This is a genomic window from Flavobacterium sp., from assembly GCF_029945805.1.
Taxonomy (GTDB): Bacteria; Bacteroidota; Bacteroidia; order Flavobacteriales; family Flavobacteriaceae; genus Flavobacterium.
Window position 1 is genome coordinate 14,984 of the sequence record NZ_JAQSDH010000015.1, and the last position, 17,470, is coordinate 32,453.

Genomic DNA, 17,470 nt, shown 5'->3' on the forward strand with positions numbered 1-17,470 from the left:
ACGATAAGATCTTAAACTTTGGACAAAAATCAACAAATTCTCATTAAACTCGCGCATACTAAAATGCCTTTCGGTAAATACGAAGGACGCTATCTTATTGAATTACCCGAATATTATGTCGTATGGTATAGCCAAAAAGGCTTCCCAAAAGGGCAACTCGGCGAACAATTGCAACTCGTTTATGAGCTCAAATTAAACGGTTTAGAAGACTTAGTACGCAATATCAAAAAGCAATATCCAAAACTCTAATTCAGTTTTTCTTGACTTCTCAGACACATCAGATTTATAGATTGTAACAGCTAATTTTTTTTTCTGAAAATCTAACAATCTAACAATCTAACAATCGAATTATAATCGTATTTTTGCCTCGTTTTTTACAGCAACAACAACACAACAACTATGTACGGACGTAAAATTTTACGTCGGTGCGAAACAATTACCTTAAAATGAATCAAACAAAATACATTTTCGTTACAGGCGGCGTGACTTCTTCTTTAGGGAAAGGAATCATTGCAGCATCTTTGGCCAAATTACTGCAGGCGAGAGGATATCGAACGACCATTCAAAAATTTGATCCTTACATTAACGTAGATCCAGGAACTTTAAATCCTTATGAGCACGGAGAATGCTATGTTACAGATGATGGAGCTGAGACGGATTTGGATTTAGGGCATTACGAACGATTTTTAAATGTGCCTACTTCACAAGCAAATAATGTTACTACGGGAAGAGTTTATCTTTCTGTGATTGAAAAGGAGCGAAGAGGTGAATTTTTAGGTAAAACAGTTCAGGTTGTTCCACATATTACCAACGAGATTAAAGAACGCATGCAATTGCTAGGAAAAACTGGTGATTTTGATATTGTGATTACTGAAATCGGTGGTACTGTTGGAGATATTGAATCGTTACCTTATATTGAGTCGGTACGTCAATTGGTTTGGGAATTAGGGGAAGGAAATGGAATCGTTATTCACTTAACCTTGGTTCCTTATTTGGCCGCAGCCGGAGAATTGAAAACTAAACCAACGCAACATTCCGTTAAAACCTTGATGGAAAGCGGAATCAAAGCGGATATTTTAGTATGTAGAACTGAACATGAATTGTCGGATGAACTGCGTCAAAAATTAGCCTTGTTTTGCAACGTCAAACGTGAAGCTGTTATCCAATCTATTGATGCGTCTACTATTTATGAAGTGCCCAATCTGATGCTGGAAGAAGGTTTGGATGTTGTAGCATTAAAGAAATTAAATTTACCTAAAAAAGCAGCTCCAGATTTAAAAAACTGGAATACGTTCTTGCATAGATTAAAGCATCCTAAGCAAACTGTAAATGTTGGTTTAGTTGGAAAATATGTAGAATTACAGGATTCTTATAAATCAATTATTGAGTCTTTTATTCATGCTGGTGCTGCAAATCAAACTAAAGTTAATATTATATCCATACATTCTGAATATCTTGATGCCAAAACCGCAGAAGAACAATTGCAGGACTTAGACGGTATACTTGTTGCTCCAGGATTTGGCGGTCGTGGAATTGAGGGTAAAATTGATACGGTTCGTTATGCTCGTGAAAACAACATTCCATTTTTGGGAATCTGTCTCGGAATGCAAATGGCAGTCATCGAATATTCGAGAAACGTTTTAGGTTTGAATGATGCAAATTCAACGGAGATGAATGAGGAGACAAAAAATCCAGTTATTTCAATAATGGAAGAACAAAAAACTATTACGGATAAAGGGGGAACAATGCGTTTGGGTTCATGGAAATGTGATATTACCGAAGGAACATTAGCCTACAAAATTTACGGAAAAACTCAAATAGAAGAACGCCACCGTCACCGGTACGAATTCAATAATAAATACAGACAACAATTAGAAAAAGCAGGATTAATTTGTTCTGGAATTAACCCAGAAACAGGTTTGGTAGAGATAATAGAGTTGAATAATCACCCATTTTTTATAGGTGTTCAATACCATCCTGAATATAAAAGTACTGTTGCAAATCCACACCCAATTTTTGTTAGCTTTGTGGCCGCAATGGTAAAACATAAAAACAATTAAAAGACTGGAGTAGGTTCAGCATTATTATGGAAAAAAAGAAATTTGATTTTAATACAATTATTGGTTTTGGATTGATATTCGTTATCATCGTGTGGATGAGTTATAACAGTCAAGCTGATGAGGTGAAGGAACAAGCAAAAGCCAAACAAGCAAAAGTAGAAGAAGCTAAAACGACTGCGGCCAGTGCAAAAGAGATTGCCCCCATAGTAACGGCAGCGGACTCTACGGTACTAGATTCGGTTAAAATAAAGCAGTTAACAGGAACTCTTGGCAGTTTTGCTTACTCTGCTACTTTGCCTTCTGCAAAAGAGAATTTCACCACACTCGAAAATGAGTTTATCAAACTAAAAGTAGCTAATAAAGGGGGTCAGGTATCTGAAGTAATTTTGAAAAATTATGAAAGATTCAAAAAAAATTCAGGACAGTTAGTCGAGTTGATTAAAAATAATAATGCCAGTTTTAATCTTGAATTACAAACTAAAGATAACAGAGTTTTAAATACCAAAAATTTATATTTTGAGCCAACTTTAACAAAAGTAGGACCTAATCAAGTGCTTTCTATGAAATTGAAAGCGGGAGCGAATGAGTATTTGGAATATAAGTACGTTTTGGCTCCCAAAGAATATTTAGTTGATTTTGACATTCACTCGCAAGGATTAAACACAGTTTTAAATACTACAAAACCGATTGACCTGCAATGGGATTTAAAAACATATCGCAACGAAAGAAGTATTTCATATGAAAATCGTTATGCCGAGATTTATTTCGAACATAATGATGGAAAAATCGATTACGTCGGACAAGGAACCGACAAGGAAGAAAACCCGGAAAAAATTAGTTTTATCGCTTACAAGCAACACTTCTTTTCTAGTATATTATTGACTAAAACGCCACTTGTAACTGCAAAATTGCATTCACATAATTTAGTTATTGACGAAAAGAAAGATACAATCTTTACAAAACAATACAAAGTCATAGCACCCTTAGCTTTTACAAATGGGGAACTCGATTATAAAATGAACTGGTATTATGGTCCAACGGATTATAAAACATTAAAAAAATATGATCGAAATCTCGAGAAAATCGTTCCGCTTGGATGGGGAATTTTTGGATGGATAAATATGTTTATTTTCATTCCGTTATTTGGATTTTTGAGTTCCTATATGGGATTTGGAATTGCCATTATAGTATTTACTATTCTGATAAAAATTGCGATGTCGCCTATTACGTTTAAGTCGTTCTTGTCGCAAGCGAAGATGAAAGTATTGCGTCCTGAGATTACAGAAATTGGAGAAAAATTTTCTAAAGATCCAATGAAAAAACAACAAGAAACAATGAAGTTATACAATAAAGCTGGAGTGAATCCGATGGCTGGTTGTATTCCAGCTTTGATTCAGCTTCCATTTATGTATGCCTCGTTTCAGTTTTTCCCTTCAGCTTTTGAGTTAAGACAAAAAGGATTTCTTTGGGCAGACGATTTATCTTCATTTGACCAAATCGCAAAATTACCGTTCCATATTCCTTTATACGGAGATCATATCAGCTTGTTCCCAATTTTGGCCGCAATTGCAATTTTCTTCTATATGAAAATGACTTCAGGCGACCAAGCAATGGCACAACCACAACAAGAAGGGATGCCTGATATGGCTAAGATTATGAAAATCATGATTTATGTTTCTCCTGTTATGATGTTGATTTTCTTTAATAGTTATGGTTCGGGATTGAGTTTGTATAACTTTATTTCCAACTTGATTACCATCGGAATTATGTTGGTTATCAAAAGATATTTTATCAATAGCGATAAGATTCATGCCCAAATTGAAGTGAATAAAACGAAGCCAAAAACGGAGAGTAAGTTCCAGAAGAAAATGAGAGAAATGATGGAAGAGTCTGAGAAACAAAAACAACTTCAAAAGAAAAAGAAATAATATTTCAAAACTACATTTTCAAAACTCTGTTTAAAAACATATCTTTAAACAGAGTTTTTTAATTTTAAGTACTATGAAAGTTTTAATTATAGGCTACGGCAATATGGGTAAAACCTATGCCAATAGCTTTATTGCTTCGCGATTTATCAAGCCGGAAGATATCTTTGTATTGGTTAGAAATACTATTTTTCCAACGATTAATAACGGTATTCCAGAAGTTAATTTTTCACATTTGTCCACTGAAAGAATAAGCGATTTTGATATTGTGATTTTAGCTGTTAAGCCTCAGGATTTTTCAGTTTTAGCACAATCCATAAAGCCTTATCTGAAAGACAGTCAAATTATATTTTCGGTCATGGCCGGAATAACTTTGGCTAAATTAGAAGCAGAGCTTTCTTGTTCTAAAGTTGTGCGTTCAATGCCTAATATTCCGACTCAAATCGGAATGGGAATGACCGTTTTTACGGCATCAGCAAATGTGGACCGAAAGGAATTGTTCATCATTCAGAATCTTATTAATACTACTGGAAAATCAGTATATGTTGAAAACGAAAAACTAATTGATGCTGCAACAGCCATCTCGGGAAGCGGACCAGCTTATGTATTTTATTTTATGCAATCAATGACTAAAGCTGCAGTAGATTTAGGCTTCAACGAATCAGAAGCAGAATTGTTGGTCAATCAAACGTTTATGGGATCGATTGCCATTCAAAATAGTTATTCGTTATCTAATGAAGAATGGATTGCTAAAGTGGCTTCTAAAGGCGGCACCACTGAAAGCGCATTGCGGGTTTTTGAAAAGCGATTGTTAGAAGAGACGATTATTCACGCTGTAATAGCTGCCAATGATAGGGCTGTCGAGTTAGGATCATAAAAAAAGCGCAACCTTTAAGGCTGCGCTTCTTCTCTTTCATAGCAATTACGTTTATATAGCAGGTAGTAGTACTTGGCTTACAGCATGCACAACTCCGTTAGAACATTGTACATCAGTTAAAACGATATTAGTTTGTCTGTTTGCCTCGTCGGTAATTACTGTACCAGCAATAGTGAAAGTTCCAGTTTCCAATGTGGTGATTGGAGTAGTAGGGATAGCGTTTGATAAAACATTCGCTCCTCCAACAACATGATACGTCAATACTGCAGTTTTCTGAGCAGAAGTTAAGCCAGTATATAATGCTAGAGTAGCAGTGTCAAAGGCTGAATTTAATGGTGCGAAAACTGTGAACGGAGAACTCGCTGTTCCATTTAATGTTGTAACTAAATTTTGAGCAGTTAATAAAGAAGCTAGTGTACTAAAGTTTGGATTTGCTACAGCATGTGTTACAACTGTTGGTAGTGTAATTACTTTATCAACAACATGTACAACACCGTTAGAAGCTACTACATTTGCTCCACCAGTTACAACTGTTGAAATACCATTAAACTTAACATTAGGTGTAGTTTGTATAAATAAACTCAAAGTATTAGTGCTTGAAGCGGCTCCTTTTGCTAAAGTTTTAGCATACGAGTTATTAGTCAAGTCTGAAGATAAAATTTTACCAACTAATACATGATTCAACAATATTTCTTTTAAAGCAGGTATGCCACTTTGTGGTAAAGCGTCAATTGCTTCACTTGTAAATCCCGCATCAATAAATGCTTGATTTGTTGGAGCTAAAACAGTGTAGTTACCAGTTTTAAGCGTGTTGTAAAGATCTGCTTTTTTTAATGCCTTAACTAATAATGTTAAATCTGCATTTTTTGATGCAATTCCAGATATGGAATTGTCTGTGCTGTCATCGCTGCTACATGAAAATGTAACTAAGGCAATTAATGTAATCCCAATAATTGTTTTTAAATTTTTCATTGTTTTTGTTTTAAAGTTTTTGTAAAAGTAAATAATTTTTGTTTAACTAAAATTAAAAAAAGTTAAACAAAATCATTTTTATTAAATATTTAACAGTTTTGTTTAACTTATAACTATCTAGTTTATAAGTAGTTATTAATAAAAATGCCATTTTTTTTTAAATTGAAAGTAAAACAGTTAAACAAAAAACAAGTGAATATGTTAATAAAATGATAACGTAATTCATGGTATAATAGATTGGTATACCATATTCAATTTTACAAGTTTATTATTGAAGGTACCTATTTGGCAAAAAAAAAGAGCTTCTCATTGAGAAGCTCTTTTAAATACTATTTTATTGTTTTAGCTACCGCCTCCTGGAAGTAAAACTGCATCAATTGGATGAATAACTCCATTAGTACATTCAACATCGAAAGCGGTAATGTATGCAGTTCCAGCGTTAGCATCGGTAATAGTTACTTCACCTGTTTCAGCTGCAATATTTACTGTGAAGGTCTGACCTTGCAAAGTTGTTACGCTTTGTCCGTCTGACAATGCACCAGATAAAACTTTCGAAGTTACTACATGATATTTTAAAACAGTTGCTAATAATCCTGGGTTTGCAGTATTAAATTCTTCAACTGTTAGTCCACCAAGAACAGCATCAAAAGCATCATTATTTGGAGCAAATAAAGTGTAACTTCCTGCATCTTCAAAAGTTGGTGTTAATCCTGTGATGTCTAAAGCTTCTTTAAGGCTACTGAATTCAGGACTTATTTCGATGATTTTAGCAATAGAAACAGTACCATAATCTTTTGCTTCATCTTTACTACAAGATACTGCAGAAAAAACTAATGCTACTAATGCAATGCTTTTAATAAAATTTTTCATATTGGTTTGAGTTTTAAATTTTCTCAAATATAAAAAGAATAATTTAATTTCCCAATATTATCTTAAAACAAAATATTTTAGTAAATATTTAATGCGCTTAGTAATACTAAATATTTATAATTTTCGTTATCCCTAAATTAAGTCTAATTTTGAAAAAAAATAATATTAAAATGAAATACATTTTTGCAAGCTTTTTAATGACAATCTCAGTTTTTGCACAAGAAATCAATAAATTCGATGGAGATAACAAGAAGCAAGGAATGTGGAAAGGAGTCTATGAAGAATCAAAACGTCCCAGATATGAGGGTACCTTCGACCATGGGAAAGAAAAAGGTATTTTTAAGTTCTTTGATGATACAAAGGCAGGAACCGTCATAGCCACGCGAGAGTTTACTGCAAAAGATAATTCATGTTACACGATTTTTTATAATCAGAATAAGAATAAAGTTAGCGAAGGGAAAGTTGTTAATAAGCAATTTGAAGGAGATTGGAAATATTATCATGAAGATTTGTCAAGTGTAATGACCTTGGAACACTACGTCAAAGGAAAGCTCACCGGAATTAGGAAAGTTTTCTATAAGAGCGGCGAGATAGCGGAAGAAGCAACTTATAAAGAGGGCCTCAAAAACGGAATTTATAAAAGTTACGCCGAAAATGGATTTGTACTGGAAGAATCGTATTTTAAAAATAATCTGAATGATGGCCCAGCAATATACCGAAGTCCAACTAACGAAATTACAAGCCAAGGTCAATATAAAGAGGGAAAAAAAGTGGGAATGTGGAAGGTCTTGATAAAAGGAAAAATGAAGGATGTCAATATGAATTATCAGAATAAAAACTTCAATCGGCCTAAAATGCCAAAACAATCTGACGTAAAAGTTGAAGTAAAATCGGAAGAGAAAATCAATAATGATAATCTCGAAGAGGAAATCAAAAAGAAGATGGGTAGATAAATAAGTTTTGTTTACTACCAAATTGTTTTAACTGATAGTACAATATAGAATTTTATAGAATTTGCGGTAACTTTGCCGCATATTTTTGTTATAATGAAACGAGTTGTTGTTGGACTTTCTGGAGGTGTTGATTCGAGTGTTGCTGCTTATCTTTTAAAAGAACAAGGCTACGAGGTCATTGGTCTTTTTATGAAAAATTGGCACGATGATTCGGTGACCATTTCCAACGAATGTCCATGGCTTGAAGATAGTAATGATGCCCTTCTTGTCGCTGAAAAACTCGGAATCCCGTTCCAAACGGTTGATTTAAGTGAACAATACAAAGATAAAATTGTGGACTATATGTTCAAGGAGTATGAACAAGGACGTACTCCAAATCCCGACGTATTGTGTAATCGCGAAATAAAGTTTGATGTTTTTATGAAAATTGCATTATCGCTTGGCGCCGATTATGTGGCAACCGGTCACTATTGTAGAAAAGGCGAAATTGAAGTTGGCGGATTACCCGTTTATCAATTATTAGCTGGAAAAGACGATAACAAAGACCAATCGTATTTCTTATGTCAATTATCACAACAACAATTGGCAAAATCATTATTTCCAATAGGAGAATTAACCAAACCAGAAGTTCGAGAGATAGCAATGCAATTGGATTTGGTAACAGCCGAAAAGAAGGATTCACAAGGTTTGTGCTTCATTGGGAAAGTGCGTTTACCCGAATTCTTGCAACAGCAATTACAAGCCAAAGAAGGTTTAATCTATGAAATTGATGCTAATAGTCCATTATACAATCAAGAGCAACCTATCTTTAATTCGCTAGAAGAACAGTTGGTTTTCGAATCCACTTCTATTAAATATGTTCCCGAAAACGGAAAAATTGTAGGCAAACATCAAGGGGCTCATTATTTTACCATCGGACAACGAAAAGGATTGAATGTTGGCGGAACAAAAGAAGCGCTTTTTATTATCGCAACAGATGTAAAATCGAATTCAATTTTTACGGGTCAAGGTGTCAGTCATCCGGGTTTATTCAAGAAAGCATTGCGTGTCCAACCTTCAGAAGTTCATTGGGTTCGCGAAGATTTAGCTTTAAAAAATGGAGAAACTATGCAAGTCATGGCGCGTATACGTTACCGTCAGCCTTTAGAAAGAGCTACTTTGTATCAGTTTGAAAGCGGTTTGTATGTTTCTTTTGAAAATCCGCAATCCGCAATCACCGAAGGGCAATTCGTGGCATGGAATATTGATGACGAATTAGTTGGTTCAGGAGTAATTTCATAAATTAGCATATCGGAAACGAATAAATGCTATGAAATCAAGGATTACTGTGTCGCTTCGCCTTTAAGACTCGAGTCACAACCACCATTTAAAAAAAAATCGTTCAAACATGAGTAAAAAATTGTTTATTATCTCGCTTCTCCTAATAAGTTTTTTCGGATATTCTCAGGAAGATGCTTGGGTATATTTTACAAATAAACCTGAATCTCAATACTATTTCGATAATCCTTTACAAATGCTTTCGCAGCGTTCATTAGACAGAAGAACAATTCAAAATATCGTTATTGATCTAAAAGATGTTCCAATTCACCAACCTTATGTTGATCAAATTAGTGCATCAAATGGAATTGAAGTCAAGGCAAAATCAAAGTGGTTCAATGCGGTTCATGTTCGAGGAAGTATAGCCGATATTCAGAATTTGTCATCGCTTTCGTTTGTGGACCATCTCCAATTTGCTAACAGAAATTTAAATGGATCCAACAAAATTAAAACTAGTAAAATTACTAATAATTCTAAATCTGCTGCGCTTCACAAAGGCAGTAAAATAGCAGAAACCAATAGTGCTTTTCTTTACGGAAATTCAGCAAATCAAGTTAATATGCTCCATGTTGACTATCTTCATAACCAAAATTATACCGGTTCTGGAAAAATAATTGCCGTAATGGATGCTGGATTTCCAAATGTAAATGTAGTAGCACCTTTTCAACGATTAAGGGATAATAATCAAATTTTAGGCGGCTATAATTTTGTTAACAGAAATGATAATTTTTATACTGGAAATTCTCACGGTACATTGGTGCTATCGACCATGGGCGGTTACGTTGAAAATGAGTTGGTAGGAACTGCTCCTGACGCAAATTATTATTTATTTATTACAGAAGATGCAGCTACTGAAAATCCAGTTGAGGAAAGTAATTGGGTGGAAGCAGCCGAAGTGGCTGATTCACTTGGGGTTGATATCATTACTACGTCGTTGGGCTATTCTGATTATGATAATCCAAATTACAGTTATACTTATGCTGATATGAATGGAACTACTTCCTTTATATCAAGAGGTGCTGACATTGCTTTTAGTCGCGGAATGATTTGCGTTGTGAGTGCAGGGAATTCAGGATCAACTGTAAATCCAAATATTAGCGTTCCGGCTGATGCATATACTGTTTTATCCGTCGGAGCCGTTAAATCTGATGGGGTTTATGCGACTTTTAGCTCAATTGGACCCTCATTTGACGGACGAGTTAAGCCCGACGTTATGGCGCAGGGTCAAAATTCAGTGCTTTCAAATGCATCGGGTACAATTACAACAGCTAGTGGAACGTCATTTTCAGGACCAATTATGGCAGGTGCAATCGCGAGTATTTGGCAAGCTGCTCCTGGTTTAAACAATCAGCAAATCGTTACTTTTGTGAAGGAATCAGCAGATAGATTTACGAATCCCACCAATCAATATGGATATGGAATACCTGATTTTCAACAAGCTTTAAATAATGCTTTGGTACTTTCACTAAATGATACTTCAAAAGCTAAATTTTTAGTTTATCCAAATCCAGCCAATAGCACCTTATTTGTTTCATTTCCAGATGGTTTTGAAGAGGCGAAAGTTGTTTTTTACAATTTTTTAGGTCAGAACATTTGTGAAAAAATAATTCAGAATTCAGAGGATTCGGTATCCCTTGAAACTTTAAATTCCGGCATTTACTTTTATAAAATCGAAAGCAATTCAATTGTGCAAACTGGAAAAATCATAAAAAATTAAAAGGCAAAATCAAAAGCTTACATGAATCGAATTACCCAACTTTTCAATATTAAATATCCAATAGTTCAAGGAGGAATGATTTGGAATAGCGGTTATAAATTAGCAAGTGCCGTCAGTAATGCCGGAGGTTTGGGATTAATCGGTGCGGGTTCAATGTATCCCGATGTTTTGCGAGAGCATATTCAGAAATGTAAAAAAGCAACAGATAAACCTTTTGGGGTAAATGTGCCCATGTTGTATCCTAATATTGAGGAAATCATCCAAATTATAATTGAAGAAGGCGTAAAAGTTGTTTTCACTTCTGCAGGAAATCCAAAAACATGGACATCGCATCTTAAAGACAACGGGATTACTGTGGTTCACGTGGTGAGCAGTTCAAAATTTGCGCTAAAGGCCCAAGAAGCTGGAGTTGATGCAGTGGTTGCAGAAGGATTTGAAGCGGGTGGTCACAATGGAAGAGAAGAAACGACTACCTTTACTTTGATTCCAATGGTAAAAGAAAACATCAGTGTTCCGCTTATTGCTGCTGGTGGAATTGCCACCGGTAAAGGTATGCTTGCAGCTATGATATTGGGAGCAGATGGTGTTCAGATGGGGTCTCGTTTTGCAGCTTCTTTTGAAAGTTCGGCTCACGAGAATTTTAAGAAAACCATTGTTGATGTAAAGGAAGGTGATACCCAATTGACATTAAAGGAATTAGCTCCCGTTCGTTTGATCAAAAATAAATTTTTTAATGATGTTCAGGAATTATACTCTAAATGTCCAACAAATGAAGATCTGCAAAACTTATTAGGGAAACGAAGAGCAAAAAGAGGAATGTTTGAAGGAGATTTACTAGAAGGTGAATTAGAAATTGGACAAATTGCAGGGTTAATCCATGAAATTAAAACAGTAAAAGATATCGTTGATGTGGTTATTTCCGAATTCGAATACACGGTAAAAAATATTCCCAATATGCAATTTTAAAGATATTCAGATTTAATAAAAAGTTGTTAATAGGTTTATAATACGTTATAAACTTGTTAACATTTTTTTTATTTTCAAGTATAAAAAAATCTAATAACAATTTTGAAAAATAGCAAAAAAGAACTTTAAAACACTATATGTCAATTACATAGAACACGTGTAACTAGTTAACAAACTGTTAATAATGTTGATTAATTTGTTTATAACATTTTAATAAGTCAAACACTGTAATTGTTATTATGAGTAATATAGTAGAAGCTTTTTTTTGCTTGAAAGGATACCGTCTTATCTGGTTGTTAAATTTTTTTTAGCATAATAATAAGGTTATGATTTTGTATCAATCGGCATCGAATGGTTTAAAATTGACTTGCTTATGAGAATCATTACTCCAGTTAAAAATTATTTCATTTATTTCGTTGTATTAGTATCTCTTTTGGGATTTAATAGCGCTGTATATTCTCAATGCCCTACTGTTACAAATCTGAATCAGTCTTTTTGTAATATTCAATCACCTACAATTTCGAGTTTAGCAGCTTCAAGCAATGGAGGAGGTGTAAGTTGGTTTGCAAACGCAACCGGTGGAACTGCTTTGTTAGCAACTACAGGTTTAGTAAACGGTGAAGATTATTTCGCCGATGATGCTACTGGAGCTTGTGGAACAAGACAACGCGTTATTGTTACGGTCTACTCTGCACCAACAGGAGCCAATTTTCAAGGGGTTTGCGTTACGAGTTTAAATCAAGCAACACCTTCCAATCCGCAATTCGTAATATCGGGCAATAATTTGAGGTGGTATACAACTTCGTCGGGAGGAACTCCAATCTCAAATGCTACCATTTTAACGGACAATACCATTTATTACATCAGTCAGACTAATCCTGATACCGGATGTGAGACTTCAAGATTACAATTGTTTGTTAATGTTGGATTAGTTCCAATTCCCACAGGTTCTGCAGTTCAGGAATTTTGTAATGTTACTGGTAATCCACCAACAGTTGCAGATTTACTGGCTACTGGAAATAACAACTGGTATTTAACTTCTACTTTCGGAGTGCCGTTAGACTTAAGTACTCCTTTAGTTAATGGACAATTTTACTATGCTACCTCACTAGATCCGCCATGCGAAAGTAGTGACAGGTTAGAAGTTTTGGTTACTATTTATGAACCTAACGATGCAGGAAATGATGGAAGTAGAAGTTTGTGTGTCAATCAAATCCCTACAACTTTACCTTTTAATTTATTCAATTTAGTAGGAGGAACACCGGATGCTACTGGCGTTTGGTCGGGTCCAATCGCAACGACAAATGGTTCGCAAGGAACGCTAAATCCATCTGCACTAACTTTGGCAGGAAGTCCTTATGTTTTTACTTATACAGTTTCTTCTGCATTATGTGCTACAGATGCTTCAATAGTAACAATAATTATAAATCCGACACCAACAGTAACAGTTACCAGTCCGCCTGTTTGTCAGGGAACATTAGCTACTGTAACAGCAACAGTGAGTCCAGCCGGAACTTACAATTATGTATGGACGGTTCCTGCGGGTGCAACAAATCCGGGGAATGTAGCAACATTCACGACTACAATAGCAGGTGTTTATAGTGTAATTGCTATTAGTATTAGTACAACTTGTCCTAGTCAGCCTGCACAAACGACCGTTATTGTTAATCCGAGACCAACGGTAACGATTACTAGTCCTCCGGTTTGTCAAGGCTCGTTAGCAACAGTTACGGCTACCGCAACTCCAGCAGGGACCTATAATTATGTTTGGACAGTTCCATCTGGCGCTGCAAATCCAGGCAATGTTGCATCATTCACAACAACTACGGCTGGAGTGTATAGTGTTGTAATTACAAACCCAACAACAACGTGTTCGAGCCTTCCGGTACAAACTACAGTTGTTATCAATCCAATCCCAACGGTAACGGTAACAAGTCCACCGGTGTGTCAAGGTACTCCAGCAACTGTTACGGCTACGGCAACTCCGAGTGCATCTTATAGTTATGTTTGGACAGTTCCATCAGGGGCATCTAATCCAGGAAACGTGGGATCATTCCTCACGAATACTCCGGGTATATATAGCGTGATTGCAACCAATACAACTACGACTTGTCCAAGTCTTCCAGCACAAACCAATGTAGTCATAAATCCTAGACCAACAGTGACGGTAACTAGCCTAGCAGTTTGTCAAGGTATACCTGCACCGGTTATAGCCACAGCGACACCAATTGGAATATATACTTATACATGGACCGTTCCAGCGGGAGCAACCAATCCTGGAAATGTAGCTGCATTTGTTACTACAACGCCGGGAGTTTATAGTGTAATTATCACAAATCCTGTTACTACATGTCCAAGTCTTCCAGCTCAGACAACGGTAGTTATTAATCCAAGACCGGTAGTAACGGTTACTAGTCCGCCGGTTTGTCAAGGTACTCCCGCAACAGTAACGGCTACTGCAACTCCAGCAGGGACCTATACTTATATTTGGACTGTACCAGCGGGTGCAACTAATCCTGGTAATGTAGCCACATTCACAACAACTGTTCCCGGAGTTTATAGTGTAATTGCAATTAATACAATTACAACCTGCCCAAGTCTTCCAGCTCAGACAACGGTAGTTATTAATCCAATCCCGACGGTAACGGTTACTAGTCCGCCGGTTTGTCAAGGCACTCCAGCAACAGTAACAGCTACTGCAACTCCAGCAGGGACCTATACTTATATTTGGACTGTACCAGCGGGTGCAACTAATCCTGGTAATGTAGCCACATTCACAACAACTGTTCCCGGAGTTTATAGTGTAGTTGCAATTAATACAATTACAACCTGCCCAAGTCTTCCGGCTCAGACAACAGTAGTGATTAATCCAAGACCGGTAGTAACGGTTACTAGTCCGCCGGTTTGTCAAGGTACTCCCGCAACAGTAACGGCTACTGCAACTCCAGCAGGGACCTATACTTATATTTGGACTGTACCAGCGGGTGCAACTAATCCTGGTAATGTAGCCACATTCACAACAACTGTTCCCGGAGTTTATAGTGTAGTTGCAACCAATACAACTTCAACCTGCCCAAGTCTTCCGGCTCAGACAACAGTAGTGATTAATCCGACACCAACAGTAATCATAACAAGCCCAACGGTTTGTGAGGGGACACCGTCGACTGTTACAGCAACCGCAACTCCATCAGGGACCTATACTTATATTTGGACTGTACCAGCAGGAGCGACTAATCCGGGTAATGTAGCCACATTCACAACAACTATTGCTGGAGTTTACAGCGTAATTGCAACTAATGCAGCTTCTACATGTCCAAGTCAACCGGCTCAAACTACAGTCGTTATTAACCCAAAACCAACCGTAACGGTTACTAGTTCACCGGTATGTCAAGGTATTCTTGCCACAGTTACGGCAACACCATTGCCAGCAGGAATATATACCTATGTTTGGACCGTTCCAGCCGGAGCAACCAATCCGGGGAATGTTGCCACATTTACCACAGCTACAGTTGGAATTTATAGTGTAATTGTTACTAATCCAACAACTACCTGTCCAAGTTTACCAGCACAAACAACAGTAGTTATTAGTCCAAGTCCAACACTAACGGTGACTAGTCCACCAGTTTGTCAAGGAACACCGGCGACAGTTACAGTTACACCAAATCCAGCAGGAACCTATACTTATGGTTGGACATTTCCAGCAGGAGCATCCAACCCAGGCAATACCGCCACATTTACAACTACAATTCCCGGAGTTTATAGCGTAATTGCAACTAATACTACTACAACCTGTCCAAGTTTACCTGCACAAACAACTGTAGTTATTAATCCCGCGCCAGATGCTGGAACAAACGGGACTAAAACATTTTGCTCTAATACTGCTCCAGAAGATTTACTACTTTCCCTTGGTGGAACACCTCAAGCAGGCGGAATATGGACACCAACATTAGCAAATGGCGACGGAGTTTTTGATCCTGTTGTAGACGCTTCGGGAACCTATACATATACCATTGTTGGAATAGCGCCTTGTGTGGATGCTACCGCTACCGTTACCGTAAATGTAATTGAAGAACCACAGGCAGGAAATGACGGCGAATTAATTGTTTGTTCTGATAGTCCATCTGAAGATTTGTTTTTGATATTAGGTCCGGGTACGCAAACTGGAGGAACTTGGTCGCCAGCTATGGCAAGTGGCACTGGAGTATTCAATCCAGCAGTTGATCCTCAAGGTGATTATACGTATACTGTAACTGGAACACCACCGTGTGCAAGTGATACTGCAGTGGTTTCAGTCACGGTGAATTTAGCTCCAGATGCTGGAACAAACGGGACTAAAACATTTTGCTCTAATACTGCTCCAGAAGATTTACTACTTTCCCTTGGTGGAACACCTCAAGCAGGCGGAATATGGACACCAACATTAGCAAATGGCGACGGAGTTTTTGATCCTGTTGTAGACGCTTCGGGAACCTATACATATACCATTGTTGGAATAGCGCCTTGTGTGGATGCTACCGCTACCGTTACCGTAAATGTTATTGAAGAACCACAAGCGGGAAATGACGGCGAATTAATTGTTTGTGCTAACAGTCCGTCTGAAGATTTGTTTTTGATATTAGGTCTGGGTACGCAAACCGGTGGAACTTGGTCGCCAGGAATGGCAAGTGGAACAGGTGTATTTAATCCAGCGGTCGATCCTCAAGGTGATTATACGTATACAATAACTGGAACACCTCCATGTGCTAGTGATATCGCAGTAGTTACAGTAACGGTGAATCCGTTACCAGATGCAGGAACGGATGGAAGTTTGGCCATCTGTTCTAATCAAAATCCAGTTGATTTATTTGCTTCACTACAAGGAACACCACAAACCGGAGGAACTTGGTCGCCAACTCTAGCTAGTGGAACTGGAGTATTTAATCCAGCAGTGGATCCTCAAGGAGATTATACGTACACCATAACTGGAACAGCGCCATGTGCTAATGATACAGCAGTAGTTACAGTAACGGTAAATTTAGCTCCAGATGCTGGAACAACCGGGACTAAAACATTTTGTTCTAATGCTGCTCCAGAAGATTTACTACTTTCCCTTGCTGGAACACCTCAAGTAGGCGGAATATGGACACCAACATTATCTAATGGAGATGGCGTTTTTGATCCTGTTGTAGACGCTTCGGGCACCTATACTTATACCATTGTTGGAATAGCGCCTTGTGTGGATGCTACCGCTACCGTTACCGTAAATGTAATTGAAGAACCACAAGCAGGAAATGATGGCGAACTTATTGTTTGTGCTGACAGTCCCTCTGAAGATTTGTTTTTGATATTAGGTCTGGGTACGCAAACCGGTGGAACGTGGTCGCCTGCCTTGGCAAGTGGAACTGGAGTTTTTGATCCGGCACTAGATGCTGCTGGAGAGTATACGTATACCATAGCTGGAACATCGCCTTGTGCTAGTGACTCTGCAGTCGTAACAGTTTTAGTGAATCCAATTCCAAATGCAGGGACAAATGGAAGTTTAGCTATTTGTTCCAATCAAAATCCAGTTGATTTATTTGATTCATTACAAGGAACCCCTCAAGCAGGAGGAATCTGGACGCCAACTTTAGCAAGTGGAACTGGAGTTTTTGATCCTGTTGTTGATGTTGCAGGAACCTATACTTATACCGTTTCAGGAATCGCACCTTGTACCGATGCCACCGCTTCAGCTACTGTAGTTGTTACAGATGAACCACAGGCAGGAAATGACGGCGAATTAATTGTTTGTGCTGACAGTCCCTCTGAAGATTTGTTTTTGATATTAGGTCTGGGTA

The 17,470-nt window shown here is 37.3% G+C and carries 11 protein-coding genes; 9 read left to right on the plus strand and 2 right to left on the minus strand.

Annotated elements, in window-relative coordinates:
- Positions 1-18 precede the first annotated feature (18 nt).
- From PSU83_RS03540 to proC, 4 genes are all read left to right on the plus strand, one after another.
- Entirely contained in the window at positions 19-249 is a 231-nt protein-coding gene (locus tag PSU83_RS03540) for a DUF3820 family protein (RefSeq protein ID WP_300586802.1), read from the plus strand.
- A 197-nt stretch (positions 250-446) separates the two neighbouring features.
- Positions 447-2,060, plus strand: a complete 1,614-nt coding sequence (locus PSU83_RS03545) for a CTP synthase (protein WP_300586804.1) — start codon at positions 447-449, stop codon at positions 2,058-2,060.
- A 26-nt stretch (positions 2,061-2,086) separates the two neighbouring features.
- Complete coding sequence (gene yidC / locus PSU83_RS03550) at positions 2,087-3,988, plus strand: membrane protein insertase YidC (RefSeq protein ID WP_300586806.1); 1,902 nt, start codon at positions 2,087-2,089, stop codon at positions 3,986-3,988.
- A 73-nt stretch (positions 3,989-4,061) separates the two neighbouring features.
- Entirely contained in the window at positions 4,062-4,862 is an 801-nt protein-coding gene (gene proC / locus PSU83_RS03555) for a pyrroline-5-carboxylate reductase (RefSeq protein WP_300586808.1), read from the plus strand.
- Between the two features lie 51 nt (positions 4,863-4,913).
- Here the strand turns inward: proC and PSU83_RS03560 are convergent, their stop codons facing one another.
- Together PSU83_RS03560 and PSU83_RS03565 are read right to left on the minus strand one after the other, a co-directional pair.
- Positions 4,914-5,834, minus strand: coding sequence for a fasciclin domain-containing protein (locus tag PSU83_RS03560; RefSeq protein WP_300586810.1), 921 nt, complete (start codon positions 5,832-5,834; stop codon positions 4,914-4,916).
- Between the two features lie 342 nt (positions 5,835-6,176).
- Positions 6,177-6,704: a fasciclin domain-containing protein gene (locus PSU83_RS03565; RefSeq protein ID WP_300586811.1), complete on the minus strand. Its 528-nt coding sequence runs from the start codon at positions 6,702-6,704 to the stop codon at positions 6,177-6,179.
- A 170-nt stretch (positions 6,705-6,874) separates the two neighbouring features.
- Between PSU83_RS03565 and PSU83_RS03570 the strand changes: the two genes are divergently transcribed.
- The 5 genes from PSU83_RS03570 to PSU83_RS03590 all read left to right on the plus strand — a co-directional run.
- Positions 6,875-7,657, plus strand: coding sequence for a hypothetical protein (locus tag PSU83_RS03570; RefSeq protein ID WP_300586812.1), 783 nt, complete (start codon positions 6,875-6,877; stop codon positions 7,655-7,657).
- A 93-nt stretch (positions 7,658-7,750) separates the two neighbouring features.
- The gene (gene mnmA / locus PSU83_RS03575; protein ID WP_300586814.1) at positions 7,751-8,938 is read left to right on the plus strand and encodes a tRNA 2-thiouridine(34) synthase MnmA; all 1,188 of its coding nucleotides are present in this window, start codon (positions 7,751-7,753) and stop codon (positions 8,936-8,938) included.
- 106 nt (positions 8,939-9,044) lie between these two features.
- On the plus strand, positions 9,045-10,691 hold the full coding sequence (locus PSU83_RS03580; protein ID WP_300586816.1) for a S8 family serine peptidase: 1,647 nt from the start codon (positions 9,045-9,047) through the stop codon (positions 10,689-10,691).
- Positions 10,692-10,712: 21 nt separating this feature from the next.
- On the plus strand, positions 10,713-11,657 hold the full coding sequence (locus tag PSU83_RS03585) for a nitronate monooxygenase (protein ID WP_300586817.1): 945 nt from the start codon (positions 10,713-10,715) through the stop codon (positions 11,655-11,657).
- A gap of 373 nt (positions 11,658-12,030) precedes the next feature.
- The coding region (locus PSU83_RS03590) for a hypothetical protein (RefSeq protein ID WP_300586819.1) at positions 12,031-17,470 on the plus strand (5,440 nt) is incomplete at its 3' end.